Source organism: Micromonospora sp. SL1-18 (genome assembly GCF_047921505.1).
Taxonomy (GTDB): Bacteria; Actinomycetota; Actinomycetes; order Mycobacteriales; family Micromonosporaceae; genus Micromonospora.
Genome location: NZ_JBLROA010000003.1, coordinates 137,786 through 164,694 on the forward strand (window position 1 = coordinate 137,786; position 26,909 = coordinate 164,694).

A 26,909-nucleotide genomic window follows, 5' to 3' on the forward strand; every position below is an offset into this window, starting at 1 on the left:
AGGCGACCGTGCGTCCGGCTCGCGCCCGACCCCGGGAGGTGGCCTAGACTTCTCCGGGTCCTCGGTCAAGGGAGTCTCATGTCAGACGTCATCGCGCTCGGTCAGCCCACGGTCGGTGAGGCGGAACTCGTCGCCATCGCGGAGGTCTTCAAGTCCGGCTGGCTCGCTGGGGCCGGGCCGACCTGCCGCCGCTTCGAGGAGCGCTTCGCGGCCGCCTCGGGCACCGCCCACGCGCTCGCCACCAACAACTGCGGGTCGGCGCTGCACCTGGCCCTGCTCACGCTCGGCGCCGGAGCCGGTGACGAGGTCATCGTCGGCGACTACACCTTCCCGGCCACCGGTCACTCGGTGATGTGGGCGGGGGCGAAGCCCGTCTTCGCCGACGTGCGTCCGGACATCTGGACCATCGACCCCGCAGCCGTCGAGGCGGCGATCACCCCGCGTACCGCGGGCATCATCGCCGTCGACGTGGCCGGCCAGCCGGCCGACTACGACGAGCTGCGCGCCATCGCCGACAAGCACGGCCTCTTCCTCATCGAGGACGCCGCCTGCGCGGCCGGGGCCACCTACAAGGGCCGGCCGGCCGGCAGCCTCGCCGACATCGCCGCCTTCAGCTTCCACGGCCGCAAGGGCATCACCGCGGGTGAGGGGGGCGCGCTCACCTCCGACCGCGAGGACCTGATCGCCCACGCCCGCAAGCTGCACACGTACGGCATCGAGGGTGCGCTGACCCGGGCCGCCTCCACGGACCTGCCCATCCCGACCTTCGACGAGCTGGGCTACAACTACCGGCTCTCCGACGTCGCCGCGGCGATCATGCTCGCCCAGCTCGACCGGCTGCCCGATCTGATCGCCACCAAGCGCCGGATCGCCGCCCGCTACGCCGAGCTGCTCAAGGACCTGGACCTGGTTACCGTCCCGGCCGAGCTGCCTGACCGGGAGCACCCGTGGCAGGCGTACATCCTGACGCTGGACCCGAAGGTCGACCGCGGCGCGGTGGCGATGGCGCTGCGGGAGCGCGGCGTGCAGTGCAACTTCGGCACGTACGCCTCGCACGTGCAGCCGCTCTACGGCGAGCCGGCCCAGCCGTGCCCGGTCTCCGCCGACCTATTCGCCCGGCACCTCGCCATCCCGATGCACGCCAACCTGACCGACGACCAGGTCGACCGAGTCGCCGCCACGGTCCGCGAGGTCGTCACCACCGTCGCCGCCGGACGCTGAACCAGTCTCAGAAGGGAACTGTTCCAATGACCAAGAAGGTGCTCATCACCGGCGGTGCCGGTTTCATCGGTCTGCACGTCATCCCACTGTTGCTGGAGAAGGGCTACCACGTCCGGATCCTCGACAACATGCAGCGCGGTGACCGGGCCCGGGTCAACGAGCTGATCCAGACCGGCAAGGTCGAGCTGGTCGAGCAGGACGTCCGGTACGGCGGCGCGGTGCACAACGCCATGAAGGGCTGCACCCACGTCATCCACTTCGCCACGGTCTCCATCAACAAGAGCCAGGCCGACCCGTACGAGTCGATCGACATCAACATGGTCGGCAACAACAACGTGTTCGCGGCCGCCGCCGACCACGGCGTCGAGCGGATCGTCTTCGCCTCGTCGGCTTCCGTGTACGGCGACCCGAAGAAGCTGCCGATGCACGAGGACGACGAGCTGAACCCGCTCACCCCGTACTGCATCTCCAAGCGGGCGGGCGAGGACCTGCTCGGCTTCTACCAGCGCAGCAAGGGCCTGTCCTGGATCGCGCTGCGCTTCTTCAACGTCTACGGCCCGGGCCAGAAGATCGAGGCGTACTACACCAGCGTCATCAACACCTTCATCCAGCGGCTGCGGGCCGGCCAGGCGCCGATCATCGACGGCAAGGGTGAGCAGTCCATGGACTTCATCCACGTCACCGACCTGGCTCGTGGCGTGGTCGCGGCGCTGGAGTGCGAGCAGGACAACATGCCGATCAACATCGGTACCGGGGTGGACACCTCGATCGCCCAGCTGACCAAGATCCTCATCCAGGCGGTCGGCACCGACGTGGAGCCCATCTTCAACCCGCGCGACGTGCTGGTCAGCCGCCGCGCGGCCGACATCACCCGGGCCCGCGAGGTCCTCGGCTGGGAGCCGGGAGTGACGGTCGAGCAGGGCATGTCCGAGCTGGTGAAGAACTCGGCGAGCTGATCCCGTGCCCGCCGCCGAACTGCCGCCGAATCCGTACAACGCCCATGCTTGGATCGCCGGCGATCCCGTCATCGGTCCGGGCACCTGGATCGGCGCGTTCACGGTGATCGACGGCTCCGGTGGGCTGACCATCGGAGCCGGCTGTGACATCTCCAGCGGCGTCCAGATCTACACCCACTCCAGCGCGAAGCGCTGCGTGTCCGGACGCAGGTACAACACCGTCGACCGGGCGCCGGTCCGGATCGGCGATCACGTCTTCATCGGGGCCAACGCCACCGTGATGATGGGCGTGACGATCGGGGACTCGGCGGTGGTGGCGGCCGGTGCGGTGGTGACCCGCGACGTGCCCGAACGGACGGTCGTCGCCGGCGTGCCGGCCCGTCCGGTGGCCCAGGTCAGCTTTGACGGCGACGGTGTGCCGGAGTTCGGGTACCTGCGTGACGAGGCGGCGTCCACCGCCGACTGAGCCGAGACGCAGAAACGACGAGGGCCCGGTGAGCGTGCTCACCGGGCCCTCGTCGTGCTGGTGCGCCTACCGGATGACGATGGACAGCGGGGGCACCCGTCTCAGAGCACCAGACCCCCGTCGACTCCGAGCACCTGACCGGTGACGAACGCCGCATCATCGCTGAGCAGGAAACGGATCACGCGGGCGACGTCCTCGGGCCGGCCGAGGCGGCGTAGCGAGGTCTCCGCGACCCGCCGCTCGATCACGTCGGTCGGCAGGTCCTTGATCAGGTCTGTCTCGATGAGGCCGGGAGCGACCGCGTTCACCCGGATGCCCCGCGGCCCGAGCTCCTTGGCCGCCGAGCGGGCCACCGACGCGACCGCCGCCTTGGACGCCGCGTACGCGGTCTGCCCGGCACTGCCCCGCTCGCCGACGATCGATGCGAGCAGGACGATGGCGCCCGACTTCTTACGCGTCATCACCCGCGCCGCAGCCTGCACGGTGGCGATGGTGCCGGCGACGTTGGTGCCCAGCATGCGCTCCACGTGGTCCGCTCGGATCATTCCAACGAGCCCGCTCTCCAGCACGCCCGCGTTGGCCACCAGGGCATCGATCCGCCCGTGCTCGGCCGCGATCTCCTTGAAGACCGCGGTCACCGCGGCGTCGTCGGTGACATCGAGCTGGTGGCCGCGGACGTCCCCACCGATCTCCTTGGCCACACGCTCGGCCCGCTCGCCGTCCCGCCCGGTGATGACGACCGTCGCTCCTGCCTCGGTGAGCGCCTCGGCGGTAGCCCGGCCGATGCCGCGGGTGGCGCCGGTCACCACGATGATCCGGCCGGCCATCGTCCCGGCCCGCGCCGCGTCAGTCATGGACACCCATGCCGGACAGCATGTCCAGCGCGACCTTGAAGCTGCTCATGTCGATGACCTGTTCGGTGTCGAGCTGGACGCCGAACTCGTCCTCGATCGCCCCGACCAGCGTCATGTGGCCCAGCGAGTCCCACTGCTCGATGTCGCGGTACTGGAGCTTCTCGACGTCCACGTCGTCGCCAAGCTCCAACGTGTCGACGAAGACGGCACGGAGCCGGTCCGACAGCGCCATGATTACTCCTTCTCAGCAGAGATGATCTTGACCCAGGCGGTGAGCTGCTCCGCCACCTCGGCCGGCAGGCCGGCCGGCAGGTCCGCCCGGCCCTTGAGGTACGACTCGAACTCGTCGATCACGGCGTCGTCGCAGCCCCGCCGGGACAGTCCCACCCGGTTCACGCCACTGGCGCGCGCCGGGTTGCCGACGGTGATGGTAAACGGCTCGACGGGACGGCGTACCGCCGAAGCCATGCCGACCATGGCGCCCGGCCCGATCTGGCCGCGCTGGTGCACCACCGTGCCGAGGCCGATGTTCGCCCATGACCAGACGTGGGTGTGGCCGCCCAGCGCCACGTTGCCGGTGAGCGTGACGGAGTCGTCCAGCACACAGTCGTGCCCGACGTGGCTGCGGGCGAGCAGGTAGCAGTCGTCGCCGACCCGGGTGGTTTCCTGGGTGCCCTGCTGGACGGTGACGAACTCACGGAAGGTGTTGTTGTCGCCGATCACCACCCCGGCGCCGGCGATCTCGCCGTCCCACCCCACCGGGTGGGGGCCGCCCCGGTACTCGGCGGGGGTGCCGATCACCACGTGCGGGCCGATCCAGTTGCCGTTTCCGATCCGGCAGGGGCCGACGATCACGCTGTACGGGCCCACGATGTTGTCGTCGCCGAGTTCCACATCAGCGCCGACCACGGCGGTGGGGTGGATTCTGTTAGCCATACCTGTCCGCTCTGCGCCTGGGGCCGGGCGGGTCCGCGCCGCGCACGACCGGCCTGGGTGTCGGTCGGCCAGCCTACCCGAACGGCGTGCGGAGACCCGGTCCGGGACCGTCCCGCCGCGGCGTTCACCCGCCGTCCGCCGCGTGGTCGTCATCCGGTTTTCCGGGCGTCACGCGGGCGCCTTTTCCGGGCGTCACGCGGGCGCCCGCCGCGTCGATATGGCCAGTCGGTCCACGGCGGCCGGCGATGGTTTGGGGTACCGTGTCGCGTGCCTCGGAGTCTCTCCGACCGATGTCTACAATTGCCCAGGCCGGACCCCCGGGAACGTTGCCCCCGACGTGACAGGAGCCACCACCGTGCGGATTGTTGTTGTCAACAACTTCTTCCCACCGCGGCCCGGCGGAAGTTCCCACCTGGCCGCCGCCCTGGCGGCCCGCTACGCGGCGGCTGGTCACGAGGTCCTGGTGCTGACGGCAGCCTACCGTGACGCCCCGGCGACGGAGGAGCGGGACGGATACCGCGTGGTCCGGCTGCCCGCCATGCCGATGCCGCAGCTCGGTCTGGCGATCGACTTCGACATGGCCTTCGCCCTCGCTCGGCCCGGCAACCTGCGCCGGGTGACCCGGCTGCTCGACGAGTTCAAGCCGGACGTGATCCACCAGCACGGCCAGTTCTTCGACCTCACCTGGCTCTCCGGCTGGTACGCCCGGCGGCGCAAGGTTCCGGTGCTGCTCTCGGTGCACACCCGCCTGGAGAGCCCCGACCCGAAGTACATGGCGCTGTTCAAGGGGCTGGACCGGTTCCTGGTCAAGCCGATCTTGCGCCGGTTCCGCCCGCGCTACGTGATCATGGATGAGCTGTGCGGGGCGTACGTCGAGCAGCGGTACAAGGGCACCAAGGACGAGTTCGAGTACATCCCGGTGGCGGTCGAGCCGAGCCGGTTCGAGGCGGCTCCGACCGTGGACGTCCGCGCCAAGTACGACGTCGGCGACAGTCCACTGATCGTCTCGCTCGGGCACGTGATCCAGCTCCGCGACCGCCTCGCCCTGATCGAGGCGCTGCCGGCGATCCTGGAAAAGCACCCGCAGACCAAGGTGATGATCGTGGGTCGCGTCTACTACGACGCCTACCAGAAGCGGGCCGAGCAGCTCGGGGTAACCCACGCCGTGATCACCACCGGGGCCGTCCCGCCCACCGACGTGCCCGCCTACTTCGCCGCCGCCGACATTGTCGGCCACGACCTCCAGGGCGGCGGCTTCGGCACCGCCAGCCTCGAGGCGATGGCCGCCGGCCGGGCTACGATCGGTACGATCACCGAGACCAACTTCCCGGCGGTGAAGCTGAGCAACTGGGAGAACTTCGTCCTGGCTCGGCCCAACGACGCGGCCGATCTCGCCGAGGCGGTGATCCGGTTGCTGGACGACCCGCAGGAGCGGGAGTGGATCGCCAAGGCGCAGCGTGAGCTTGTGCACGCCAACTTCACCCTCGATGTCGTGGCGCGTCGGCACCTGGAAGTGTTCGAGCGGATGACGTCCGGGTGACGATTTTTCTGCCGGCATTCGGGCCGTTCCGGAGGAAGTAACCCATGAACCTGGTGGCTCCGTCCACCCGACTGATCGACTCGGCCACCGGGGCGGTGCTCGGCGGCGACGAGCTCGCCGACCGGCTCGGCCGGGTCGCCGTGGCCCTCGGCAACCTGCCGGCCGGCGTGCTCTTCGCCCGCAGCGGGCTCACGGTTGACGCGGTGCTCCGCTACGCCGGCGCGGTCGAGGCGGGACGTCCCGTCGCGCTGCTCGACCCGGCGCTCGACCCGGCGGTGCTGGCCGACTTCGTCCGACGGTTCGAGCCCGCAGCGGTGCTCGGGCTGGCCGAGGGCGGTGCCGGTGCCACCCCTGGCGACCTGCCGAAGGGCTACCGCCGCGTCGAGGACGAGGCGCTGGGGCCGGTTTGGGTGCGCGAAACGGCCCCGGCCGATCAGCCGCACCCCGATCTGGCCGTGCTGCTGGCCACCTCCGGTTCGACCGGCGACCCGAAGTTTGTCCGGCTGTCCCGCGAGGCGGTGCTCGCCAACGCCACCGCGATCGCCGAGGCGCTCTCCATCGGCCCGGACGAGGTCGCCCCGACCAGCCTTCCGCTCTACTACAGCTTCGGCATGTCGGTACTCAACAGCCACCTCGCCGCCGGGGCGGCGATCCTCGTGGTCGACGGCGGTGTGCTGGCCCGGGAGTTCTGGCAGGCGGTCCAGGAGCACGGCGCGACCTCGCTGGCCGGGGTGCCATACAACTACGAGATGCTGCACCGCATCCGGTGGAGCCCGGCAAAGTACCCCTCGCTGCGGACGCTGACCCAGGCAGGCGGCAAGCTCCGGGACGAGGTGATCCTCGCCTTCCATGAGAAGATCAGTACGGCCGGCGGCCGGTTCCACGTGATGTGGGGCTGCACGGAGGCGGGGCCGCGGATGAGCACCCTGCCGGCGGACGCGTTGCCGGACCGGGTCGGCTCGGTCGGGCCCGCCTTGGCCGGCGGTTCCTTCAACGTGCTGGACGCGGACGGCGCGGAGACCAGCGAGCCCGGCGTGGTCGGCGAGGTCGTCTACCGGGGGCCGAACGTGATGATGGGCTACGCGGAGGGCTCGGCCGATCTCAGCCGCGGCGACGAGCAGGGCGGCGTGCTCCGCACCGGTGATCTCGGCCACCTGGACGAGGACGGCTTCGTCTGGCTGCGGGGTCGGCTCAAGCGGTTCGGCAAGATCTTCGGCATCCGGGTCAACCTGCACGATATCGAGGAAATGGTCCGTGACCAGGGCCCAGTTGTGGCGGTGTCCGGTCCGGACAAGATCGTCCTCTTCCTGGAGGGCATCGAGCCGGACGAGTGCCGTGCGGTGGCCGGCCGGCTGGCCGAACGGCTCAAGCTGCACCGGTCAGGTTTCGACGTCCGCAGCATCGAGCGGTTGCCGCAGCTGCCCAACGGCAAGATCGACTACCGCTCCCTGGAGGCGCAGGTATGACGCTCTTCACCCTCGACCAGCCGGCCCGTGAAGCGCGGTTGTTGCCCGAGCTGGTGGAGCTGACCGAGCACCACCGGGCGAACAGCCCGGAGTACGCCCGGCTGCTCGCCTCGCTGGGCCACCACCCCGGCCGTCGCTACGAACGCCTCGCCGACCTGCCCTGGTTGCCGGTGCGGTTGTTCAAGCACCACGTGCTCAAGAGCATCCCGGACGACGAGGTGTTCAAGGTGCTCACCTCGTCCGGCACCACCGGCGACGTCAGCCGCATCTACCTGGACAAGGACGCGGCGTCGGTGCAGCAGAGGATGCTGTCGGCGACCATGCGTACCGTCATCGGGTCGCAGCGACTGCCGATGCTGCTGGTCGACACCCGCGCCCTGTTCAAGAATCGGAAGTCGTTCTCGGCCCGGGGCGCGGGCGTGCTGGGCATGATGAACTTCGGTCGGGACCACACCTTCGTCCTCGACGAGCACGACCAGCCGGATCTCGACGCGGTGCGCGCCTTCCTCGACCGGTACGGTGACCAGCCGTTCCTGATCTTCGGTTTCACCTTCATGACCTGGCTCTATCTCTACGAGCTGGCCCGGGACCACAAGCTCGACCTGAGCAACGGGATCCTCATCCACAGCGGAGGGTGGAAGAAACTGGTCGACCGCGCCGTCGACAATGCCGAGTTCCGCCGCCGATTCACCGAGGACACCGGCCTGAGCCGGATCCACAACTTCTACGGGATGGTCGAGCAGATCGGGCTGACCTTCCTGGAGGGCCCGGACGGCGGCGGTCTCTACTGCCCCGACTTCTCCGACGTCATCGTCCGTGACCCGCGCACCTGGGAGGAGGTGCCGGTGGGCACCCCGGGTGTGGTGCAGGTGATCAGCACGCTGCCCCGCTCATACCCCGGGCACCTGCTGCTGACCGAGGACCGCGGGGTGGTGCACGGCGTCGACGACGGCGCCTGGCCCGGCAAGCGTTTCTCCATTCTCGGCCGCCTGCCCCGCGCGGAGGCACGCGGATGCAGCGACACGTTCACGGAGGCGGCGGCGTGAGCAAGGTGATTGAACGGTTCCCGGCCGGCGGCGCGGTCGCCGTCGACGACCTGCTCGTCGCCATGCGGGAGGTCCCGGCGGGTGGTCCGCTCCGGATCGGCGACGAGCGGATCGTGGAGTTCCTGGTGTCGTTTGCGCGCAGGCTGCTCCGCCCGGCGGTCGCCCGGCGGCACCCGGAGCTAGCCTCGCTCGGATTCTTCCTGCGGCGCGGTGAGATCGCCAAGGCGCTGGAGCGGGTGGCCGAAACTCCCGGGCAGCTCCGCTTCCCGCGGGGCCTGGTCTTCCACGTGCCCCCGGCGAACGTCGACACGATTTTCGTGTACTCGTGGGCGCTGTCCGCACTCGGCGGCAACGCCAACGTGGTCCGGATCTCCTCGCGCTCGGCGGGGGCGGCCGACGCGGTACTGGACGCGCTCAACGACACCCTCGCCGAGGCCGACGAGGCGGTCCGGCAGACCCAGCGGATGGTGACCTACGGCCGCGACGACACCGTGACCGCCGCGCTGTCGGCCGCCGCCGACCTGCGGGTGATCTGGGGCGGGGACCGGTCGGTGACCGACATCCGTCGGCACCCGCTCGCCCCGCACGCCCGGGACCTCACCTTCCCCGACCGTTCCTCGTTCACCGTGATCAGCGCGTCCGGCTGGCTGGCCGCCGACGAGCGGGATCGGGACGCCGCGGCGCTCGGCTTCTACAACGACTCGTACTGGTTCGACCAGGCGGCCTGCTCGTCGCCGCGGACCGTGTACTGGGTCGGCGACGCCGCGAGCACCGCGGCCGCCCGGGCCGACCTGCTCTCCCGGCTGCGGGCCGTGCTCGATGGCAAGCGGCCGGAGGTGGACGCCGCGATGGCAGTGGAGAAGCGGGTGGCGACGTACGGCCTCGCCATCGAGGGCGCCGCCACGGCCGTTCATTTCGACGGCAACGACCTGGCCACGGTCGACCTGGTCGAGCCCGGCGGCATCCCGCGCCGCTGGCTCGGCGTCGGCACGTTTCCGCAGGCCCGGGTCGACAGCCTGGCCGAACTGGCCCCGGTCGTGGTCCGGCGGGACCAGACGGTGACCTACTTCGGCTTCGATGGCGAGGAACTCGTCGCCTTTGCCCGGATGGTCGCTGGGCGCGGTATCGACCGGATCGTGCCGATCGGCGACGCGCTGAACTTCGCCGCCGTCTGGGACGGCTTCGACCTGATGCACGAGTTCACCCGGATCACCACGGTACGTCGCTGACCCACTGATTTCCCGTAGAGGCAGAAGGGGCCCGGTCACGCCTCGCGTGACCGGGCCCCGTTCGCGTCGTGGGGTGGGCGGTGGCCCGTCACCCGGCGGTGCCGGATGTTGCCGGCACGCCACCCCGGCGCAACTCCCGTGCGGCGGACAGCGCCGCCAGCCCGGCGGCGAGCACGTCGGCGATGGTGAAGATGAGCCGTGAGGCCAGAGCGATGCCGATCGCCGCGCCCACCCCGCCGGCACCCGGCAGGAACGGTGCCAGCGTGGCGACCAGGACGGCCTCCCGGACGCCGAGCCCGGACGGGGAGAGGAACGCGAACATGCCGACCGTCATGGCGATCGCAAACGATCCCACGCAGCGCAGCAGACCCTCGACGCCAGGCGCCGCCTGCGCGTTCGCCAGCAGCCACAGGTGCACACCGAACAGGCCGTAGCCGACGGCGCTCCAGCCCACCACGCGCAGCACGCCCAGCCAGGTGAGCTGGTGCGCCAGCCGCGGCCGGCGCAGCACCCGGAGCGCGACCTGGATGAGCGCGGTGAGTACCCGTGGCACCGCGCATACCAGGGCGACCGGGAAGAGGACCGCAACGATCCAGAGAGCGACCCGGACCGACTCCGCGTACGTGTCGTCGGCGCCGGCCGCCGCCTCCCGCAGCGACGGCAGGCTGAGCAGGCCGAGACCGAGCGCCGCCGTCACGCCGAGACCGAGGGTCACCAGGGTTGCCAGGAAGGCCCGCGCGCGCGGCAGGCCGGCCCGCTTGCTCAGCTCGACCTGGAGTACGTACGCCCACACGCTGCCGGGGATGTACTTGCCGAGCTGCCCCACCAGACAGATGCGCAGCGCGGCAGGCACCGAGACCCGGTGCTCCAGATCGGCCGCCGCCGCCCGCCAGGCCATCGTGTTGGCCACCATGCCGGCGAGCGCGGCGAGCACCGACAGCACCACGGCCTGCCAGGCAAGTCCCTGCCAGGTGGAGCGGACCTGCGGCCACTGGCTGATCAGGCTCCATACCATGCCGACGGCGATGGCGGCGATGACCAGCACTCGGACGCCGAGCGACAACCAGCGCCGGGCACCGCCGGGCGTGGGCGCGTCGGGCGCTGCCTCAGGGACAGCAGTACCGCCGTCCCTGCGCGCGACGGTGTTTACCACAGTTACCTGCCTCTGCGTCGGATTTCGCCCGAACCTGCCGGGTGGGGTGGACACGGCAAGGCACTACACTAGTCCAGGTTTTGTGCCGGCATGCGCCCCGGCACGCCGCTACGTAACCCACGGCGGGGACGCCTGTCGCGTGATGTTTCCCCCGCTGTTACCGTCTGCTCGCTGCCACCGACACCCCTCAAGGAGAGACGTGTGATCCCCATTTCCGTCGTCAGGATCGACGAGGCGGCTGAACAGCTGGTGGTCGAGGTGATCCGTTCGGGCGTCATCGCCCAGGGCCCGATGGTCGCCCGGCTGGAGCGCGAGTTCGCCGCGACCGTCGGCGTGGAGCACGCGGTGGCCGTCAACAACGGCACCACCGCTCTCGTGGCGGCGCTCGAGGTGCTGGACCTGCAGCCCGGCGACGAGGTCGTCACCAGCCCGTTCACGTTCGTCGCCACCCTCAACGCGATTCTCGAGGCGGGCGCGACCGCGCGCTTCGCCGACATCCGCGAGGACGACTTCTGCATGGATCCGGCCGCGCTGGCGGCCGCCATCGGTCCGCGGACGAAGGTCGTCATGCCTGTTCACCTCTACGGGCAGCCCGCCGACATGAACGGCATCCTCCCGCTGGTGCAGCAGCACGGTCTCGGCCTGGTCGAGGACACGGCCCAGTCGCTGGGCGCGACGATCGATGGACGGGGGGCGGGCAGCTTCGGCCTCGGCACCTTCTCGCTCTACGCGACGAAGAACCTCACCACCGGTGAGGGCGGGATGATCACCACCAACGACGCCGGGCTCGCCGATCGGCTGCGGATCCTGCGCAACCAGGGCATGCGGCAGCGCTACCAGTACGAGGTCGCGGGGCACAACTACCGTCTGACCGACCTGCAGGCCGCCCTCGGCATCCCTCAGCTGGCCAGCTACGAGCAGAACGTCCGGCGGCGCAAGGACAACGCGGCCCGGCTCTCCGCCGGGCTGGCGGACGTGCCCGGCCTGCGGCTGCCCGCCGAGCTGCCCGGTCGTTCGCACGTGTGGCACCAGTACACGGTCCTGGTGACCGACGAGGCCGCCGTCGGCCGGGACGAGTTCATCGCGCGGCTCACCGAGCAGGCTGTCGGCTGCGGCATCTACTACCCGAAGACCGTCTACGACTACGACTGCTACCGCGACCATCCCCGAGTCGTCGCCGACCCGGCACCGGTGGCCGACCGGGTGGTACGCCAGTGCGTCTCCCTGCCGGTCCACCACCACCTCACCGATGGTGACGTCGACCGGGTGGTCGAGGCGGTCCGGAAGGCGGCCGGCGCATGACCGCCCCGGTGCGATTCGCGCTCGTCGGCACCGGCACGATGGGCTCGCTGCACGCCCGGGTGATCGCCCAGTCGCCCCGCGCCGAGCTGGCGCTGGTGGTCGAGCCCCGGGAGTCGGTCGGGCGGGAGACCGCTGACCGGTACGGCGCGGCCTGGGCTCCGGACCTGGCCGACCTCTCCAGCGTCGACGCCGTCGTCATCGCCGCGCCGACAGAGCACCATCACGGGCTGGCCGAGCAGGTGCTCGCCGCCGACAAGCCGCTGCTGATCGAGAAGCCGGTCTGCGGCAGCCTGGTCGAGACCGAGGAGATCGTCGCCGACGCCGAGAAGCGCCGGCTCCCGCTCCTGTGCGGCCTGCTCGAGCGCTTCAACCCGGCAGTGCTGACCGCGCTGGCGCTGGTGCACAAGCCGGTCCACCTCACCGTCACCCGGCACTCGCCCTACGCGCCCCGGATCCGCACCGGCGTGGCCTGGGACCTGCTGGTACACGACGTGGATCTCACCATCCAGGCCTTTGGCGGGCAGGAGCCGGTGTCCGTCCGCGGATCGCTCGGCTACTTCCACCCCGACTCCGTGCCGGGCGCTGAGGACGTGGCCGAGGCCGTGCTCACCTTCGGCAACGGCGCGCTGGCCAACGTGTCGGCCAGCCGGATCGGCCAGCGGAAGGTGCGTACGCTGGTGATCAGCGAGGTGGACCGGCTGATCGAGGCGGACCTGATCCGCAAGGACGTGACCATCTACCGGCACGTCTCGCTGGACGCCGCCACGCCGGACGGCCGGGGCTACCGCCAGCAGAGCATCATGGAGGTGCCCGAGCTGATCTCCAACCGGGAGCCGCTCGCCGCCCAACTCGACCACTTCCTCGACATCCTCGCCGGCAAGGTCGACGCCGACGTGGAGCGCCAGCGGATCCTGCCCGCCCACCGCGCGGTCGCCAGCATCATCGAGGACACCGCCCGCTGATCGGCGGGAGCTGGCGGGCCCCGACGATCAGCGGCCCGCCCAGCTCCCGCCAGGCGTCAGTTTTTCCGCGTATGCTCGTCGAGCCGTCGCCGGGGCCGGTCGACGTGCGTTCCCAGTCGGACCTGAGTACGAGGATGCCCGTGTTGAAGGCTGGACACGCAATCGTGGAGTCGGCGGAGGAGCCGCAGCCCTGGCCGGAACGGCCTGCCGGTCCAGCACGGCGCGGGCGCTCCGTCGTGGCGGGGTTGCCGCGGTTCTTAACCGACCTCGCGGTGCTCGAGTTCGCGCTGTTCACCGTCCTCTACCACGCGGCGTTCCTGTTCACCCTGCGTCCGTCGGCGATCTTCACGCTCTGGCTGGTCAGCTCCGGGGTGCTCGCCGTGCTGGGGGTGGCCGTCGTCGTCCGCCGCCGGCGGGCCGCCGGCGGACCGGCCGAGCGGGACGCCGTACCGGCACCGGCCGACGCCCCGGGAAGCGCGGCTGACCCGGCCGGGCCGCGGCCGACGCGGCGGTGGTGGTGGTTCGCCCTCGCGGCGGCGGTCCTGGCCGCCGTCACGGCCGGCCTCAACGGCCTGCCGTGGTGGATTCCGGCGCTGCTCGGGCTGGCCGCCTCCGTGCCGATCGTCCTGCTGGCCCGGCGTCGCTGGCTGGCCACCCCCGTCACCGGTGACGGGGAGCCGCCGGCCACCGCCGGGCAGGCCGTTTACGCGCTGGTCGTCTCGGTGCTGGTCGCGATCTCCTCGTTCTTCATGGCCCGCAACTCGATGGACGACGTCTTCTACGTCGGCAAGTCGGTGTGGGTGGCGGACCGGGACATCGTCCCGCTGCGGGACTTCCTCTTCACCGAGGGTGTCGCCCCGGCGATGACCACCCAGCCGCCGATTTCCTCCATCGAGGTCTTCGCCGGCGCGCTCGGGCACTTTCTGGGCATCCACGGCGCCACGGCCCTCTGGTACGTGCTGCTGCCGGTCCTCGCCGTGTTGGCGGTGCTGGCGCTGTGGCGGCTGGTGCACCGCTGGGCGCCGCGCCGCCCGGTGCTGGCCTTCACCGTCGCCATCGCGTACCTCTATCTGGTGGTCGGGGCGGACGCCGCGCTCGGCAGCTTCCACCTGCCCCGGCTCTACCAGGGCAAGGGCATGTTCGTCTCGGCGGTCGTCCCGCTGATGTGGGTCTACCTCACCGACTGGTTCGAGTCGCGGTCCCGCTGGAAACTGTTCCTGATCGGTGCGCTGTCGGTGGTCGCCACCGGGCTCAGCTCGACGTCCGCGATCATCCTGCCGATCCTGGTCGGCGCCGCGGCGCTGGTAATGATCATGGTCGGTCGGTGGCGGGACGCCCTGCTCGCGTCCGTGGCCGCGGTCGCGTACCCGATCGGCGCGGTGGTGGTGGCTCGGCTCCTACTCGGGCCGGTGTCCGAGGCCGGCGGGGAGACGCAGTTCTTCGACGCCGAGGGCACCTACCGGCGGACCCTGCTCGTTGGGGTGCTCGGCGTCATCGGTGGGCTGGCGCTCTGGTGCGCCCCGATGATCCTTCGGCGGCGGACTCCGCAGCTGTTGGCCGCCGGCGCTGCTCTGGCCATGAGCGTGCTGTTCGTGCCCGGGGTTCTGGAGACGCTCGGCGCGGTGAGCGGCGTGTCCGCCGTGCTGTGGCGCGTCCCCTGGATTCTGGCCCTGCCCGGTCTGATCGGCATCCTCTGCACCGTGCAGGTGCCGCCGCTGCGACGGTTTGCCAGCGGAGTGATCGCCGCCGCGATGGTCGCGTCCTTCGCCGTCTTCGGCGTGCCGATGTGGTCGCCGGAGAGCTTTGTCGAGGTGGCGTCGCACCCGATCTGGAAGCTTCCGCAGGAGCGGCAGGAGCGGGTCCTCTGGATGCGTGGGCTCGACCGGCCGGACGGGCTGCTGCTCGCCCCGACCACGCTGATGCGGATCGCGCCCATCATCGACAGCCGTCTGCGTGTGGTGAACCCGCGCGACGATTATCTGCTGGAGTACGACCAGAACTCCGACTTCGTGAAGGACCGCCTCCTGCTCACCGCGTTCGCCGACGGCCAGGACGTGCCGCTGTCGGACGTCAACACGGCGTTGCGCCGGCAGAACGTGACCACCATCTGCGTGTACTCCGGCAACCGGGTCGCCCGGGATGCCGCCGTGCTGTTCGGCCTCGAGGAGTTCGCCAAGCGCCAGGCACCCGGTGCCATGCGCTGCTTCCGACGCGGCTGAGGGGGGCTCGGGGCCCTGGAATGAATCGGACGAGGCCTACCGGACACCCCCATCACGGCCACTTATCGCATTGAGCTATCGTCGCTGCGGCCCTCCCGCGGTCCCGGTGGCACACTGGGTTCGGAGAGCTGCGCCAGCGCGTACGCAGGCGGATGCCAGGGTTAGCCGGTGCGGCAGGAGGTATGCCGGTCCGAGCTTCCCATCGGCCCGTGGGGATCGGCCGTCATCGACCTCGTAGGGAGTACGGCTTTGTTCGGCACGTTGGTTCAACGGTTCGGCGTCGCGGCACGTGGCGCCGTTCTGGTGCTCGGCTACCTGGTGGCGCTCGTCGCGGGCGGATTCGGCGTCGTCTGGCTGTTCGCGCTCGCCGGCGCCGCCGCGGTGCTCGGCGAGTTCGCGGTGAAGCGCTGGTCGGAGCCCTCGTTGAACCTACTGGAGAAGATCGGCCTCGGTCGGGCGTACCGGCAGCTCACCCGGGACCTGGCGACCGTGCTGCTGATCCTCGCCGCGGTCCGTCCGGACGCACCGCGGATGCTGCTGCTGACTGTGCTGGTGGCCGCGGTGTGGGTGATCTCGATCTTTGCCGGCGCGCTGAACACGATGATCGACCGGCGGAACCCGGTCTCCGTGCTGGTCCGCAACATCGAAGTCGGCCCGATGCGCTTCGCGCCCCAACCGCCGTGGTGGGCCGCCAGCGTCGCCGGTGAGCGGCTGCCGTTCCTGAACGTGTTGCTGATCCCCGGCGCGGTCGCCGCCGCGGTCGCCGACGACGTGGCCCCCGTCCTGATCGCCGGGGCGGTCGCCGCGCTGGTGAGCGCCGTCGTCGGCCTGGTGGTCGCGCTGACCTGGCTGCACGGCCGGGGCAGGGGGCAGGGCAAGGGCGCCCTGCTGCCGGGGGTGCAGGCTTGGCTGGACACCCACCGGCCGGAGGTGGCCCTCTACTTCGCCGGGCCCGCCAAGGACGTCTACCAGGCCAACATGTGGCTGGCCCCGACCGAGGCGCTGGAGCGCCCGGCGGTGGTGCTGATGCGCAGCCGGGAGGCGTTCCAGGAGATGGCCGACACCCGGCTGCCGGTGATCTGCGTGCCCGCCAGCGTGGACTTCATGAACCTGGAGTTCGGCAGCGTCCGCGCCACGCTCTACGCCGCCAATGTCGGCGCGAACATCCACATGCTTCGCGAGCCCGGCATGAAGCACGTCTTCGTCGGGCACGGCGACAGCGACAAGCAGGCCAGCGTCAACCCGTACAGCAAGGTGTACGACGAGGTCTGGGTGGCCGGCCTGGCCGGACGGGAGCGGTACGCCCGGGCCGGGGTCGGGGTCCGCGACGACGACATCGTCGAGATCGGACGGCCGCAGCTCGCTGGGGTGCACACCTTCGGCGCGGAGTCGGTCGACCGGCCGTTCACCGTGCTCTACGCCCCCACCTGGGAGGGCTGGCTGGACGACGACCCGTACCACACCTCGCTGGTGCTGATGGGGGAGCGGATCGTCAGGGGCCTGTTGACCAGCCGCCCGTCGGTCCGGCTGATCTACAAGCCGCACCCGCTGACCGGCTCCCGGTCCAAGGAGGCCAAGGCCGTGCACCAGCGTGTGGTGGGGCTGATCCGGGCGGCCGGCGGCGACCCCGACGCCACCTCGTTGGACGGTGACGGCCACCGGGTGGTCACCGGGCGCACGCCGGCGCTGTTCGACTGCTTCAACCAGACCGACCTGCTGATCAGCGACGTGTCCAGTGTGGTCTCCGACTTCGTGCAGAGCCAGCGGCCGTACGTGGTGGCCAACCCGAGTGGGCTGCCGGAGGACGACTTCCGGCGCAACTTCCCGACCGCGCGGGCCGCGTACCTGCTCTCCGCCGACTGCGGGGAGTTGGAGAAGATCCTCGCGCTGTCCCGGGCCGGGGACGACCCGATGACCGAGGCGCGGCGGGAACTGAAGGAGTACCTGCTCGGCCCGGCCGGGTCGAGCCCGATGGAGCGGTTCCGGGCGGAGATCGGCCGGCTCTGCGGCTGACCGGCCCAAAGCGGGGCGGCGGGACGGGACACCCGGTCCGCCGCCCTTTCCCGCCCCCGGAGCGCACCTTTCCGACCGGTTCCCGCGTACGCCCGCGCCTGTCCGCGGGGAGCGGGCATGCTCGGGTGGAGGCCGCGGAGGGATGGCGATGCAGAACTACGACGATGACTGGACCGACGGCCAGCGGGCCGTCTACGACGAGTGCTACCAGGCCGGCGCCGAGTGGGCGGGCGACCCGGACACCCCCAGCGAGGACCTCCAGACCGTGATCAACCTCGGCCAGGCGGACGACGACACCTTCGGCGACTCGGAAACGGACTTCCCTCCGCTGGTCGACGCCGTCACCCAGGCCACCGGGGAGAACGTGACGAGCGTGCCGGCCAGCCACGACGACCCGGGCTTCCGGGGCTTCGCCGACGGCGTCCGCGACGCGACCGCCGACGAGGTCTTCGGTCTCTGAGCAACCCCGGGCATTCCCGTCCCGCCGGCACTTCTGCCACCATTCCAGGGCAGCACGTCGAGCGGATGGAGGCACGGGTGCGGATCCTCCTGGTCGAGGACGACAGCCGGGTGGCCGGGGCCCTGTCGTCCGCGCTGACCCGGCGCGGTTACGAGGTGGAGCACGCCGCCACCGTCGAGGCCGCGCTCTCCGCCGCCCCCTGCGACCTGGTGCTGCTCGACCTGACCCTGCCCGACGGGGACGGCACCGACCTGTGCCGGGAACTGCGCCGGCGCAGCAGTCAGCTCGGCATCATCGCGGTGACCGCCCGGGGTGAGGAACGCGACCGGGTGCTCGGCCTGCGGCTGGGCGCGGACGACTACGTGGTCAAGCCGTTCTCGATGGTGGAGCTCCAGGCGCGGATCGAGGCGGTGCTGCGCCGGACGGCGCACACCGCGCCGGAGCGCAACCTGATCGAGACGGGCCGGGTCCGCATCGACGTGGGCGGCCGGACGGTCAGCGTGGCCGGCCGGCCGGTGGCGCTGACCCGCAAGGAGTTCGACATCCTCGTCTCCCTGGCCCGGCAGCCCGGGGTGGCGGTGCCCCGGGACCGGATCCTGCTGGACGTCTGGGGCACCACCTGGGCCGATCGGCACACGGTGGAGGTGCATGTCGGTTCGCTGCGCGGCAAGCTCGGCGATCCGACGCTGGTGGAGACCGTACGCGGGGTCGGCTACCGGCTCCGCGGCGAGTAAGGAGGCGCGGGTGCGTCGCCGGCTGGTGATCAGCTACCTGCTGCTGATGGTGCTGGTGCTGTTGGCCCTGGAGACACCTCTGGCGGCCACCCTGGCCACCCGGGAGACCGATCGGGTCCGCGCCGACCGGCTTGCCGACGCCACCAGGTTCGCGTCGCTCGCCAACCCCGCACTGCGTGGGGGCGGGTCCGGCCCGCTCGACGGGGAACTGGCCGCCTACGACGACCTGTACGGCGTCGGGGCCGCCGTGGTCGACCGCGACGGGCGTACCGTGGTCGCCTCGAAGAGCTGGGGGCCCGGCCCGGCTACCAGCTCGGCGGTGGAGATCGCGCTGGCCGGTCAGCAGTTCAGCGGGCCGGAGTCGATGTTGCCGTGGCTGGACGAGCCGGTGGTGGTGGCGGTTCCGATCAACGACGGCGGCGAGGTGCTCGGGGCGGTGGTCACCGCCACCCCGGCGGGCAAGCTGCGGCGTATCGTCGCCTCCTGGTGGCTGCTGCTCGCGGCGACCGGCCTGCTCGCGGTGCTGGCCTGCGTCTCCACCGCGTTCGGGCTGGCCGGCTGGGTGCTGCGCCCGGTCACCGAGCTGGACGCGGTCACCCACGAGATCGCCGAGGGTGACGGCACCGCCCGGGTACGCCTCCGGCTCGGCCCGCCGGAGTTGCGCCGGCTCGCCGCCAGCTTCAACAACATGGCCGACGTGGTCTCCGACGTGATGGCACGGCAGCGGGCGTTCGTGGCGCACGCCAGTCACCAGCTGCGCAACCCGCTGACCGCGTTACGGCTGCGGGTGGAGGAGCTGGGGCCGAGCCTGACCGACGCCGACGGCCGCGCCGAGCACCGGCTCGCGCTGGAGGAGACCGACCGGCTGGCCACGCTGCTCGAGGCGCTGCTCACCCTGGCCCGCGCCGAGCGCGCGGAGAACCAGCGGGTGGCCGTCGACGCCGCCGAGGTGGCCGCCTCCCGGGTGGCCGCCTGGGAGCCACTGGCCCGGCACCGGTCGGTCGCCCTGCGGCTCGACACCGCCGACGTTCCCGCGTACGCCCGGACCGTGCCGACCGCCGTCGATCAGGCACTCGACGCGCTGATCGACAACGCGGTCAAGTTCAGCGGCGCCGGGGGAGAGGTGACGGTGACCGTACGCGCGGCCGACGGCGGGATCGTGCTGCAGGTGCGGGACACCGGCCCCGGCATGACGGCCAGCCAGCTCCACCAGGCCACCGAGCGGTTCTGGCGGGCGCCGGACGTGCAGAACGTCGACGGCGCCGGCTTGGGCCTGACCATCGTCGCGGTGCTGGTCGACGCCTCCGACGGCCGGCTGACGATGCGCCAGGGCGATCCCCGGGGGCTGGTCGCCGAGGTCTGGTTCCCAGCGCCGGAGGACCTGGTCGTCGAGCCGACGGCCACCGAGCCGTACACCGTCGAGGCGGGCCGCAACTGAGCTGGCTCGGGCGGGTCAGGGCTTTGTCGACCGGTACCAGTCGACCGCACCGGGATGCAGCGGCAGCGGAGTGGTGGCGATCGCCGACCGGGGGCTCATCCGGCCGGCCGCCGGATGCGCTGCGGCCAGCTCCTCCCGGCGCTCCATCAACAGCCGGGTCACGTCCCGGACCAGTGCCTCCGGCAGGTCCGCCCGGACGATCAGGTAGTTGGGGTTGGCCACCGTGCTGATCGGGTTCACCCCGTACACCGAGCGGGGGATGTCCCGCGTCACGTAGACCTGCCCGTACCCGCGGCGCAGTGGTTCGGTCCACTCGCCCAGGTCGATCATGCGGATGGCGGTGCTGTCGGCGAGCTCCGCCACGCCCCGGACCGGCAGCCCTCCGGAGAAGAAGAACGCGTCGATCCGGCCGGCACGCAGCGCCGCGACCGAGTCGTCCAGGCTCAGATGTTCCTGGCGTACCTGGTCGCCGCCCAGCTGGGCCACATCCAGCAGCCGGGTCGCGGTGACCTCTGTGCCGGAGCCGTCGGCGCCCACCGACACCCGCCGCCCCCGCAGGTCGGCCAGCGTCCGTACCGGGCCGCCGGCGGTGGTGACCAGGTGCAGCAGGTCGTCGTAGACGCGGGCCACGGCGAGCACGGCGGGATGCTCCGAAGGGTGCGGCGGCAGCACGTCGGCCTGGGTGAAGCCCAGCTCCGCCTCGCCGGAGCCGACCAACCGGACGTTCTGCGCGGAGGCGGCGGTGACCACCACGCTGGCCCGCACCCCGGGCAGCTCCCGGTTGAGGATGGTGGCCAGCGACTGGCCGAAGGCGTGGTAGACGGCGGTCCGGCTGCCCGTGGCGATCCGGATCTGCACCGGCTCCGTCGGCTCGTCCCGGCACGCGGCGAGCCCGGCGAGGGCCGACACCAGCAGCATCAGCACGGCCACGGGCCCGGCGGCGCGGCGCCGGCCAGGCACACTCCAGTGTCGGCTCACGGGCAGCACTGTGCGACGCGCACCGCCCGTCGCGCAAGCCCGGCTGGTCAGCCGCTGTCCGTGGCGGGCGACCGGTCAGCCGCCCGTGGCGGCGGTGAGGCTCAGCCGCCCGTGGCGGCCGTGACGCTCAGCCGCCCGTGGCGGTCGTCCGGCTCAGCAGGCCACCGCCGGCGTGAGGGCGGCGCTGTCGACGATCCGCATCCGGTGCGGGCCGTTGGCGACGCTCACCAGGAAGCAGCCGGCACCGGGCCGGAGCGTGGCTGTGACCTCCAGCAGCGCCGCGCCGCGCACCAGCACCGCGGCCAGGTCGCGGTCGGCCAGCCGGACGCCGAGGCAGTGCCGGCGGACGTGCCGCCCGCCGGCCAGCAGCGCCGCGCGCCAGGCGGCCGAGGCCAGCCGGGACCGCCAGATCTGCCGCGCCCGGGAGGCGCCGGGGACCGGGCCGCCGAGCAGCTCCCGCCGGCCCTGCCGCCAGGCGCTCCCCAGCAGGGTCGCGTACGCCGACCGGTACTCCCGGGAGATCCACAGCCGGTGCAACTCGTAGCGGCGGCGCAGGCCGCCGGTGGTCAGCTCGTGCTCCACCGGCATGTCGAGCCGGCCGAGCAGCTGCCGCATCCGGTGCGCCGCGTGCTCGCGGTTGAACTCGGCGACCCCGCCCCGGTACGTCTCGACGTCGAGCCGGCGGGTGCCGGTGGCTGGGGGCGGGGTGCACCGCACCAGGCAGGCGATCTCGAACGCGTCGGCCAGGGTCGACCAGTCCAGCGGTGCCGGCGACGACGGGCGGGGCCGGTCGAGCAGTGTGGTGGACTCGGGGGCCATCGGAGGGACTCCTTGTCGACGGGGTTCCCCTACCGTGACCCCGCCGCCGGCACGGCGAAACCGCTGCGCCCGAGCCTTGAGGAAAAATTGCGGCTACAGCGCGGTCACCACGACGTCGAGCTGGCGTGGCCGCCCGGTCACCGTCGGCTGCTCCTCGACCGTGTACTTGAGGTCCCGCAGCGCCCCGACCAGCGCGTCGGCGCTGCGCGGTCGGACGCCCGCGGTCAACAGGTCGCGGACCAGCCGCCCCTTGGTGGCCTTGTTGAAGTGGCTCACCACCGAGCGGGTCGGCACCGGCGTCGACGCGCGCTCGTGCAGCACCCGGACCGTCACCGTCCGCTCCGCGACCGCCCCGCGCGGCGCCCAGGTGGCCGCGTACGCGCCCGAGCGCAGGTCCAGCACCGGACCGTTGCCGGCCGCCGCCACCATCGCCGAGGCCAGCACCCGGCGCCAGTACGTCGACAGCGCGCCGATGCCCGGCAGCCGTGCCCCGACCGGGCAGCGGTAGGGCGGGATCCGGTCGGTGAGGCGTACCGCGCCCCAGAGGCCGGAGCTGACCAGCACGCAGCGGCGGGCCAGCCGTTCCGCCGCCGGGGGCAGCGAGGCCAGGTCGAGCGCCTCGTAGAGCACCCCGGTGTAGATCCGGCCGGCCGGCGCGGTGGCCGCCTCGCGCAGCCGGGCGTTGCGGCGCAGCTCGCCGCGCTGCCCCTCGCTCAGGCCCAGCGCGGCCCGGGCCGCCGCCTCGTCCGGCCCGGCGCAGAGCGCGACCAGGGCGGTCAGCACCTCGTCCCGGGCCGGGGTCAACTCCGGCAGGGAGAGCCGGGACAGGTCCAGCCGGCGGCCGGTGCCGGCCTCGGCCTTCCCCTCGGACGGGGGCAGCAGGATGAGCACCGGCCCAGGGTACGGCCCGGGCTCAGCGCCACGGCCGCAGGGCGATCGGCGGGTGGTACACCCGGTGGTCGCCGACCTCGGCGACCACGGCCGCGTCGGCCCCGGAGCCGAGCAACAGGCGCAATGTCTGTTCCGCCGGCGACCCGACCTTCAGCACGTACCCGGGCCGCTCCGCCCGCCCCACCCGCTTCCAGTACGCGGGGTAGCGGTTCTGCCCCGGCGTCAGGTTCCCGTCGAGGACCCCGCAGACCACCGCCTCGCCGGTGTTGAAGATCAGCCGGTTGCAGGTCCAGTAGTCCCCGTACACCTCGTGCAGGCCGGCCCGGCGGACCGTGTCGGCCAGCTCCCGGGCCCGCCGATCCTCGGCCCGCACGGACGGCGCGTCGGCGACGAACGCCACGGTGGCCGCCACCATCACGGCGGTCCACGCGGCCAGCACGACGCCCGCCGTCGCGCCCCCGATCCGGGCCGTCACACCCGTGGCGGCCCGGCACGCGTGCGCGGCGGGCAGCCAGAGCGGCCAGAGCACCGCCGGCAGCGAGATCTGCAGCACCGACAGGTAGCGGGCGTTGCCCAGCGGGTCGGTCGCGGAGAGCGCGCTGTGCACGTACCCGAGCAGGGTCAGCGCGGCCCCGACGACCAGAGCGAGCTGCGCGACCGCCCGGACCCGCGCGGGGCCGCCCGCCGCCCGCCGGTAGGCGACCAGCCCGAGCACGGCGGCGGCCACCAGCAGCGCCAGGTAGAACGGACCGAACCACACCAGCCACCGCGGGCAGCCGGCCGCCGGGCAGAGCCCGCTGGCCAGCGGCACCCCCTCCAGCAGCCCACCGCGTACCCGCTGCGGCCAGGACGGCGTCGCGCCCGGCATCGTGCTGATCTTCTGGAACACCGACAGCGAGTCCTGCCCGGGCGGGGCGTCGAGATTGTCTTTGATCATCGGGGCGACCCCGGCCAGGAACCCGGCCACCAGCAGCAACCCCGGCCAGCCGACCAGGTCCCGGGGCGCCGCCCAGACCAGCAGCACCCCGGCCACCGCCAGGTACGGCACGATCAGCCAGTCCGACCACAGGGCGAGCCCGGCGAGCAGCCCGAACACACCGGTGGCGAGCCAGCGGTGCCGCACCCGGCGTTCGCCGAGGGCCACCGCGATCAGCAGCATCGCCACCACCGCCGGCTTCACCTCCGGCCGCCCGCCCACCACGGTGAGCTGGTCCCGGACCACCCGCTCCGAGCCGAGCGCCAGCAGCCCGACCACGAAGACGGCCAGCCAGGGGGAGAAGAGCCGGCGGGTCAGCCGGTAGGCCAGCCAGAGGAAGACCGCGTACAGCGCCAGCAGCGGCAGCCGCAGCACCGGCCAGCTCGGCCCGGCCCACCCGACCAGCGGGGCGGCCAGGTATGACTCCAGCATGCCCATGTAGCGCTGGCCGTAGAGGAACACCGGCCGCTCGTGGTTGTGGGCGATGTGCAGGGCGGCGAGGCCGAACGTGGCCTCGTCGCTGTTCGGGCCGGGCAGCGTGAACAGCGTCAGGACCAGCCGGTAGCCGACCCCGGCCAGCCCGAGCAGCAGCGCGACCAGCGCCGGGCGGTCGAGCGTCGGACGCCACCGCCCCGGTCTCCGTACTGGTGCCGCCACGGCCAACGCCCCCGTCGTCGCCTGCGACCGCAGTCTGTCACGAGGCCGGGCCGTGCCGGGCCGGATCCGTGAGGTCGACTCGCGTGACCTCGTGCGGCCGGTTGTGGCAGGGTGACAGCGTGCCAGCCATACCCGCCGGAGAACTCGCCGTTCCGCGGCTGCACCGGGCCGCCCGGATCGAGGACGCCGTGCACGGTCTGCTGGAACGCCGGCTACGCCGCACCGGCTGGAAGATCAACATCATCGCGTACGCCGGTTACGGCGCCCCGGGCTGGGCGCGGGTGCTCTGCCGGGTGCTGCTTGGCCGCCCGGACGTCCGGCAGCGGGCCCGGCCGGAGAAGGTCCGCGGCTGGCGCAGCTTCGCCACCCTGCCCGCCAAGTACGCCAGGGTGACCATCGAGGTCGGCGACGTACGCCAGGAGGCGACCGCGGACCGCAGCGGTTTCGTCGACACCGTCATCGAGGCCGACTTCACCCCCGGCTGGGGCTGCGTACGCCTCAGCGTGCCCGACGCCGAGCCGGTCGAGGCCCTGGTCCGCGTCCTCGACCCGGACGTCCGGTTCGGCATCCTCTCCGACATCGACGACACGGTCATGGTCACCGCGCTGCCCCGGCCGCTGCTCGCCGCCTGGAACACTTTCGTCCTCGACGAGCACGCCCGGGCCGCGGTGCCCGGCATGGCGGTCCTGTACGAGCGGCTGGTCACCGCACACCCCGGCGCCCCCGTCTTCTACCTGTCGACCGGCGCCTGGAACGTCGCGCCGACGCTCACCCGGTTCCTGTCCCGGCACCTCTACCCGGCGGGGCCGCTGCTGCTCACCGACTGGGGGCCGACGGCCGACCGGTGGTTCCGCAGCGGCAAGGAACACAAGCGGGCCACCCTGGCCCGGCTGGCCCAGGAGTTCCCGGACGTACGCTGGCTGCTGATCGGCGACGACGGGCAGCACGACCAGGAGATCTACCGCGAGTTCGCCGCCGCGCACCCGGACAACGTGGCCGGCGTGGCGATCCGCCGGCTCTCGCCCACCCAGTCGGTGCTCGCCGGCAGCCTGCCTGCCCCGCCCGACCGCCCCTCCGCCGGACCGGTCGGGCAGAAGTGGCTCTCCGCACCGGACGGGGCGGGCCTGTGGAAGCTGCTGCGGGACGCGGGCCTGGTCTGAGCTACGCCGGTCAGGATGCGTTCGACGCCGCCATGGGAAAATTTGCTCGTCGAAGCGGGGCTGGCGGTTGGCGGCAGACGATGTGCCGCTACCGCTCGGTTGCGCCCTAGGGTGCGAGAATGCCAGCCATGACGACCGTGTTGGACCGGGAGATGTACAGCGAGGCCGAGGCGGCGCGGCTGCTCCGGATCAGCCAGTCGACGCTGCACTACTGGCTGGAGGGCGCGCAGGTCGGCGACAAGAGCTACAAGCCGATCCTCCGCGACCAGCCACGAGGAACCCGCACGGTGACCTGGGCCGAGTTCGTCGAGGCGGGGTACCTCCGGGAATATCGGCGTACCCACAAGGTTGCGATGGCGGAGCTGCGTAAATTCGTCGAACTGCTGCGGGAGAAGTTCGGGGTGCCGTATCCCCTGGCCGACCGCCGGCCGTTCGTCTCCGGCCGAGATCTCGTCTACGACGTGCAGACCGCCGCAGGTCTCGGTGTCGATTTCTGGTTGGTGACGGTGGCCGACGACCAGCTCATGTTGACCACTCCTGCGGACTCCTTCAACCGTCGCATCGATTGGGATGACAACACCGCCGTCGGATACCGTCCCGATGCCAATCCGGAGTCACCAGTCCGGGTGCGCCCCGATACCCGGTTTGGCAAGCCTTCTGTCAATGGCGTGAGCACCGAGGTCATCGCCGAGCAGCACGACGCCGGTGAGGAGCGGGATGCCATCGCGGAGATGTACGCCCTCAAGCGCGCCGACGTCGACTGGGCGCTCGCGTACGAGTTTTCTGTCCGCGCAGCCACTCGCGCCGCGTGAGCCGGGTAAAGCCTTCCGATGTCCGGTTCTACTTCGACGCGGACATTCGTGGTCTCGGAATCCTGCTGGCCGGCATCCGACCCGATGTCACCTATCCGGGTGATCCCGGTGGCGAGATTCATAAGCGATTCCGCCCACCCTGCGTCGTCAAGGACGTCTCCACTCCGGACGATGTCTGGATCCCGCAGGTCACGAAGGAGAGTTGGCTGATCATCACCCGCGATCGGCACATCCGCTCCCGGCCGCGCGAGATTGCCGCAGTCCGCGCCTACGGGGCCCGGATGGTGGCTCTCACGGCGGCTGAGGCCACCAACACCTTTCATCAACTCGAGGTCGTGATGTGCCGTTGGCGGGACATACTCCGGTGTCTAGACCGTACGGGCCCGTTCATCTATACCGCGACCCGCTCCACGTTCGAGCGCGTCCCAATCTGAGGCCAGGCCAGGCCAGGAGAGTTGGATGGTGTGCAGCGCTGTCGAGCTGATGGCGTAGACGGATCGCGGGAGGCCGGGCTGGCACGAAGCGCGGGGCTGGCGGTTGGGTCACGCCCGCAGACCACATAGCCCATCACGACAGGTGAGCTAGTGTCCTGCGCTTGAAATGCGTTGAAGAAATCGTCCA

At 71.7% G+C, this 26,909-nt stretch carries 25 protein-coding genes; 17 read left to right on the forward strand and 8 right to left on the reverse strand.

Annotation, left to right across the window (positions count from 1 at the left end):
• Positions 1-78 precede the first annotated feature (78 nt).
• The 3 genes from ACNAW0_RS02410 to ACNAW0_RS02420 are packed head-to-tail and all read left to right on the forward strand — an operon-like array spanning position 79 to position 2,643.
• Complete coding sequence (locus ACNAW0_RS02410) at positions 79-1,221, forward strand: DegT/DnrJ/EryC1/StrS family aminotransferase (RefSeq protein ID WP_416285990.1); 1,143 nt, start codon at positions 79-81, stop codon at positions 1,219-1,221.
• A 26-nt stretch (positions 1,222-1,247) separates the two neighbouring features.
• Entirely contained in the window at positions 1,248-2,177 is a 930-nt protein-coding gene (locus tag ACNAW0_RS02415) for an NAD-dependent epimerase/dehydratase family protein (protein WP_416285991.1), read from the forward strand.
• Positions 2,178-2,181: 4 nt separating this feature from the next.
• Complete coding sequence (locus ACNAW0_RS02420; protein ID WP_416285992.1) at positions 2,182-2,643, forward strand: acyltransferase; 462 nt, start codon at positions 2,182-2,184, stop codon at positions 2,641-2,643.
• 101 nt (positions 2,644-2,744) lie between these two features.
• Here ACNAW0_RS02420 and ACNAW0_RS02425 read toward each other — a convergent pair whose 3' ends face one another.
• The 3 genes from ACNAW0_RS02425 to ACNAW0_RS02435 are packed head-to-tail and all read right to left on the reverse strand — an operon-like array spanning position 2,745 to position 4,433.
• Complete coding sequence (locus tag ACNAW0_RS02425) at positions 2,745-3,497, reverse strand: SDR family NAD(P)-dependent oxidoreductase (RefSeq protein WP_416285993.1); 753 nt, start codon at positions 3,495-3,497, stop codon at positions 2,745-2,747.
• Positions 3,490-3,729 carry an acyl carrier protein gene (locus ACNAW0_RS02430; RefSeq protein ID WP_416285994.1) on the reverse strand — a complete coding sequence of 80 codons (240 nt, stop codon included), beginning with the start codon at positions 3,727-3,729 and terminating at the stop codon, positions 3,490-3,492. The genes ACNAW0_RS02425 and ACNAW0_RS02430 overlap by 8 nt, the downstream gene beginning before the upstream one ends.
• 2 nt (positions 3,730-3,731) lie before the next feature.
• Entirely contained in the window at positions 3,732-4,433 is a 702-nt protein-coding gene (locus tag ACNAW0_RS02435; protein ID WP_416285995.1) for a UDP-N-acetylglucosamine acyltransferase, read from the reverse strand.
• Between the two features lie 355 nt (positions 4,434-4,788).
• Between ACNAW0_RS02435 and ACNAW0_RS02440 the strand changes: the two genes are divergently transcribed.
• Genes ACNAW0_RS02440 through ACNAW0_RS02455 form a run of 4 tightly spaced genes read left to right on the forward strand, consistent with a single transcriptional unit; the run spans position 4,789 to position 9,714 of the window.
• Complete coding sequence (locus tag ACNAW0_RS02440) at positions 4,789-5,973, forward strand: glycosyltransferase family 4 protein (protein WP_416285996.1); 1,185 nt, start codon at positions 4,789-4,791, stop codon at positions 5,971-5,973.
• A gap of 44 nt (positions 5,974-6,017) precedes the next feature.
• Complete coding sequence (locus tag ACNAW0_RS02445) at positions 6,018-7,439, forward strand: AMP-binding protein (protein ID WP_416285997.1); 1,422 nt, start codon at positions 6,018-6,020, stop codon at positions 7,437-7,439.
• Positions 7,436-8,485 carry an acyl-protein synthetase gene (locus ACNAW0_RS02450; protein ID WP_416285998.1) on the forward strand — a complete coding sequence of 350 codons (1,050 nt, stop codon included), beginning with the start codon at positions 7,436-7,438 and terminating at the stop codon, positions 8,483-8,485. The genes ACNAW0_RS02445 and ACNAW0_RS02450 overlap by 4 nt, the downstream gene beginning before the upstream one ends.
• Positions 8,452-9,714: an acyl-CoA reductase gene (locus ACNAW0_RS02455; RefSeq protein ID WP_416285999.1), complete on the forward strand. Its 1,263-nt coding sequence runs from the start codon at positions 8,452-8,454 to the stop codon at positions 9,712-9,714. Before ACNAW0_RS02450 ends, ACNAW0_RS02455 begins: the two co-directional genes overlap by 34 nt.
• Before the next feature lie 88 nt (positions 9,715-9,802).
• Here ACNAW0_RS02455 and ACNAW0_RS02460 read toward each other — a convergent pair whose 3' ends face one another.
• The gene (locus tag ACNAW0_RS02460; protein ID WP_416286000.1) at positions 9,803-10,867 is read right to left on the reverse strand and encodes a lysylphosphatidylglycerol synthase domain-containing protein; all 1,065 of its coding nucleotides are present in this window, start codon (positions 10,865-10,867) and stop codon (positions 9,803-9,805) included.
• A gap of 201 nt (positions 10,868-11,068) precedes the next feature.
• Here ACNAW0_RS02460 and ACNAW0_RS02465 point away from each other — a divergent pair, with 201 nt between their 5' ends.
• The 7 genes from ACNAW0_RS02465 (at position 11,069) to ACNAW0_RS02495 (ending at position 19,995) form a co-directional block, all read left to right on the forward strand.
• On the forward strand, positions 11,069-12,169 hold the full coding sequence (locus tag ACNAW0_RS02465) for a DegT/DnrJ/EryC1/StrS family aminotransferase (RefSeq protein WP_416286001.1): 1,101 nt from the start codon (positions 11,069-11,071) through the stop codon (positions 12,167-12,169).
• Positions 12,166-13,131, forward strand: coding sequence for a Gfo/Idh/MocA family protein (locus ACNAW0_RS02470; protein WP_416286002.1), 966 nt, complete (start codon positions 12,166-12,168; stop codon positions 13,129-13,131). The genes ACNAW0_RS02465 and ACNAW0_RS02470 overlap by 4 nt, the downstream gene beginning before the upstream one ends.
• Positions 13,132-13,367: 236 nt before the next feature.
• A complete protein-coding gene (locus ACNAW0_RS02475) occupies positions 13,368-15,350 on the forward strand; it encodes a DUF6077 domain-containing protein (RefSeq protein ID WP_416286003.1) in 1,983 nt (660 codons plus the stop codon).
• A 249-nt stretch (positions 15,351-15,599) separates the two neighbouring features.
• A complete protein-coding gene (locus tag ACNAW0_RS02480) occupies positions 15,600-17,363 on the forward strand; it encodes a CDP-glycerol glycerophosphotransferase family protein (protein WP_416286004.1) in 1,764 nt (587 codons plus the stop codon).
• A gap of 148 nt (positions 17,364-17,511) precedes the next feature.
• Positions 17,512-17,823 (forward strand): hypothetical protein, encoded by a 312-nt coding sequence (locus ACNAW0_RS02485; RefSeq protein ID WP_416286005.1) that lies wholly within the window; start codon positions 17,512-17,514, stop codon positions 17,821-17,823.
• A 65-nt stretch (positions 17,824-17,888) separates the two neighbouring features.
• Complete coding sequence (locus tag ACNAW0_RS02490) at positions 17,889-18,557, forward strand: response regulator transcription factor (RefSeq protein ID WP_416286006.1); 669 nt, start codon at positions 17,889-17,891, stop codon at positions 18,555-18,557.
• 10 nt (positions 18,558-18,567) lie between these two features.
• Positions 18,568-19,995, forward strand: a complete 1,428-nt coding sequence (locus ACNAW0_RS02495) for an ATP-binding protein (RefSeq protein ID WP_416286007.1) — start codon at positions 18,568-18,570, stop codon at positions 19,993-19,995.
• Between the two features lie 15 nt (positions 19,996-20,010).
• Here ACNAW0_RS02495 and ACNAW0_RS02500 read toward each other — a convergent pair whose 3' ends face one another.
• The 4 genes from ACNAW0_RS02500 to ACNAW0_RS02515 all read right to left on the reverse strand — a co-directional run bounded on the left by ACNAW0_RS02500 (position 20,011) and on the right by ACNAW0_RS02515 (position 24,316).
• On the reverse strand, positions 20,011-20,973 hold the full coding sequence (locus ACNAW0_RS02500) for a TAXI family TRAP transporter solute-binding subunit (RefSeq protein ID WP_416286008.1): 963 nt from the start codon (positions 20,971-20,973) through the stop codon (positions 20,011-20,013).
• A gap of 153 nt (positions 20,974-21,126) precedes the next feature.
• Positions 21,127-21,792 carry a hypothetical protein gene (locus ACNAW0_RS02505; RefSeq protein WP_416286009.1) on the reverse strand — a complete coding sequence of 222 codons (666 nt, stop codon included), beginning with the start codon at positions 21,790-21,792 and terminating at the stop codon, positions 21,127-21,129.
• Between the two features lie 93 nt (positions 21,793-21,885).
• Complete coding sequence (gene yaaA, locus ACNAW0_RS02510; protein WP_416286010.1) at positions 21,886-22,683, reverse strand: peroxide stress protein YaaA; 798 nt, start codon at positions 22,681-22,683, stop codon at positions 21,886-21,888.
• A 22-nt stretch (positions 22,684-22,705) separates the two neighbouring features.
• On the reverse strand, positions 22,706-24,316 hold the full coding sequence (locus ACNAW0_RS02515) for an ArnT family glycosyltransferase (protein WP_416286011.1): 1,611 nt from the start codon (positions 24,314-24,316) through the stop codon (positions 22,706-22,708).
• A 119-nt stretch (positions 24,317-24,435) separates the two neighbouring features.
• Between ACNAW0_RS02515 and ACNAW0_RS02520 the strand changes: the two genes are divergently transcribed.
• The 3 genes from ACNAW0_RS02520 (at position 24,436) to ACNAW0_RS02530 (ending at position 26,722) form a co-directional block, all read left to right on the forward strand.
• The gene (locus tag ACNAW0_RS02520) at positions 24,436-25,476 is read left to right on the forward strand and encodes an App1 family protein (RefSeq protein ID WP_416286012.1); all 1,041 of its coding nucleotides are present in this window, start codon (positions 24,436-24,438) and stop codon (positions 25,474-25,476) included.
• Between the two features lie 128 nt (positions 25,477-25,604).
• Positions 25,605-26,288: a DUF433 domain-containing protein gene (locus ACNAW0_RS02525; RefSeq protein WP_416286013.1), complete on the forward strand. Its 684-nt coding sequence runs from the start codon at positions 25,605-25,607 to the stop codon at positions 26,286-26,288.
• Positions 26,285-26,722: a hypothetical protein gene (locus ACNAW0_RS02530; protein WP_416286014.1), complete on the forward strand. Its 438-nt coding sequence runs from the start codon at positions 26,285-26,287 to the stop codon at positions 26,720-26,722. Before ACNAW0_RS02525 ends, ACNAW0_RS02530 begins: the two co-directional genes overlap by 4 nt.
• Positions 26,723-26,909 lie beyond the last annotated feature (187 nt).

Bases quoted from the DNA above. Each gene is read 5' to 3' on its own strand.
- ACNAW0_RS02435 (WP_416285995.1), bottom strand. From the start codon at position 4,433: ATGGCTAACAGAATCCACCCCACCGCCGTGGTCGGCGCTGATGTGGAA.
- ACNAW0_RS02485 (WP_416286005.1), top strand. From the start codon at position 17,512: ATGCAGAACTACGACGATGACTGGACCGACGGCCAGCGGGCCGTCTAC.
- ACNAW0_RS02455 (WP_416285999.1), top strand. From the start codon at position 8,452: ATGCAGCGACACGTTCACGGAGGCGGCGGCGTGAGCAAGGTGATTGAA.
- ACNAW0_RS02425 (WP_416285993.1), bottom strand. From the start codon at position 3,497: ATGACTGACGCGGCGCGGGCCGGGACGATGGCCGGCCGGATCATCGTG.
- ACNAW0_RS02415 (WP_416285991.1), top strand. From the start codon at position 1,248: ATGACCAAGAAGGTGCTCATCACCGGCGGTGCCGGTTTCATCGGTCTG.
- ACNAW0_RS02445 (WP_416285997.1), top strand. From the start codon at position 6,018: ATGAACCTGGTGGCTCCGTCCACCCGACTGATCGACTCGGCCACCGGG.
- ACNAW0_RS02470 (WP_416286002.1), top strand. From the start codon at position 12,166: ATGACCGCCCCGGTGCGATTCGCGCTCGTCGGCACCGGCACGATGGGC.
- ACNAW0_RS02430 (WP_416285994.1), bottom strand. From the start codon at position 3,729: ATGGCGCTGTCGGACCGGCTCCGTGCCGTCTTCGTCGACACGTTGGAG.
- ACNAW0_RS02450 (WP_416285998.1), top strand. From the start codon at position 7,436: ATGACGCTCTTCACCCTCGACCAGCCGGCCCGTGAAGCGCGGTTGTTG.
- ACNAW0_RS02505 (WP_416286009.1), bottom strand. From the start codon at position 21,792: ATGGCCCCCGAGTCCACCACACTGCTCGACCGGCCCCGCCCGTCGTCG.
- ACNAW0_RS02490 (WP_416286006.1), top strand. From the start codon at position 17,889: ATGGAGGCACGGGTGCGGATCCTCCTGGTCGAGGACGACAGCCGGGTG.
- ACNAW0_RS02525 (WP_416286013.1), top strand. From the start codon at position 25,605: ATGACGACCGTGTTGGACCGGGAGATGTACAGCGAGGCCGAGGCGGCG.
- ACNAW0_RS02410 (WP_416285990.1), top strand. From the start codon at position 79: ATGTCAGACGTCATCGCGCTCGGTCAGCCCACGGTCGGTGAGGCGGAA.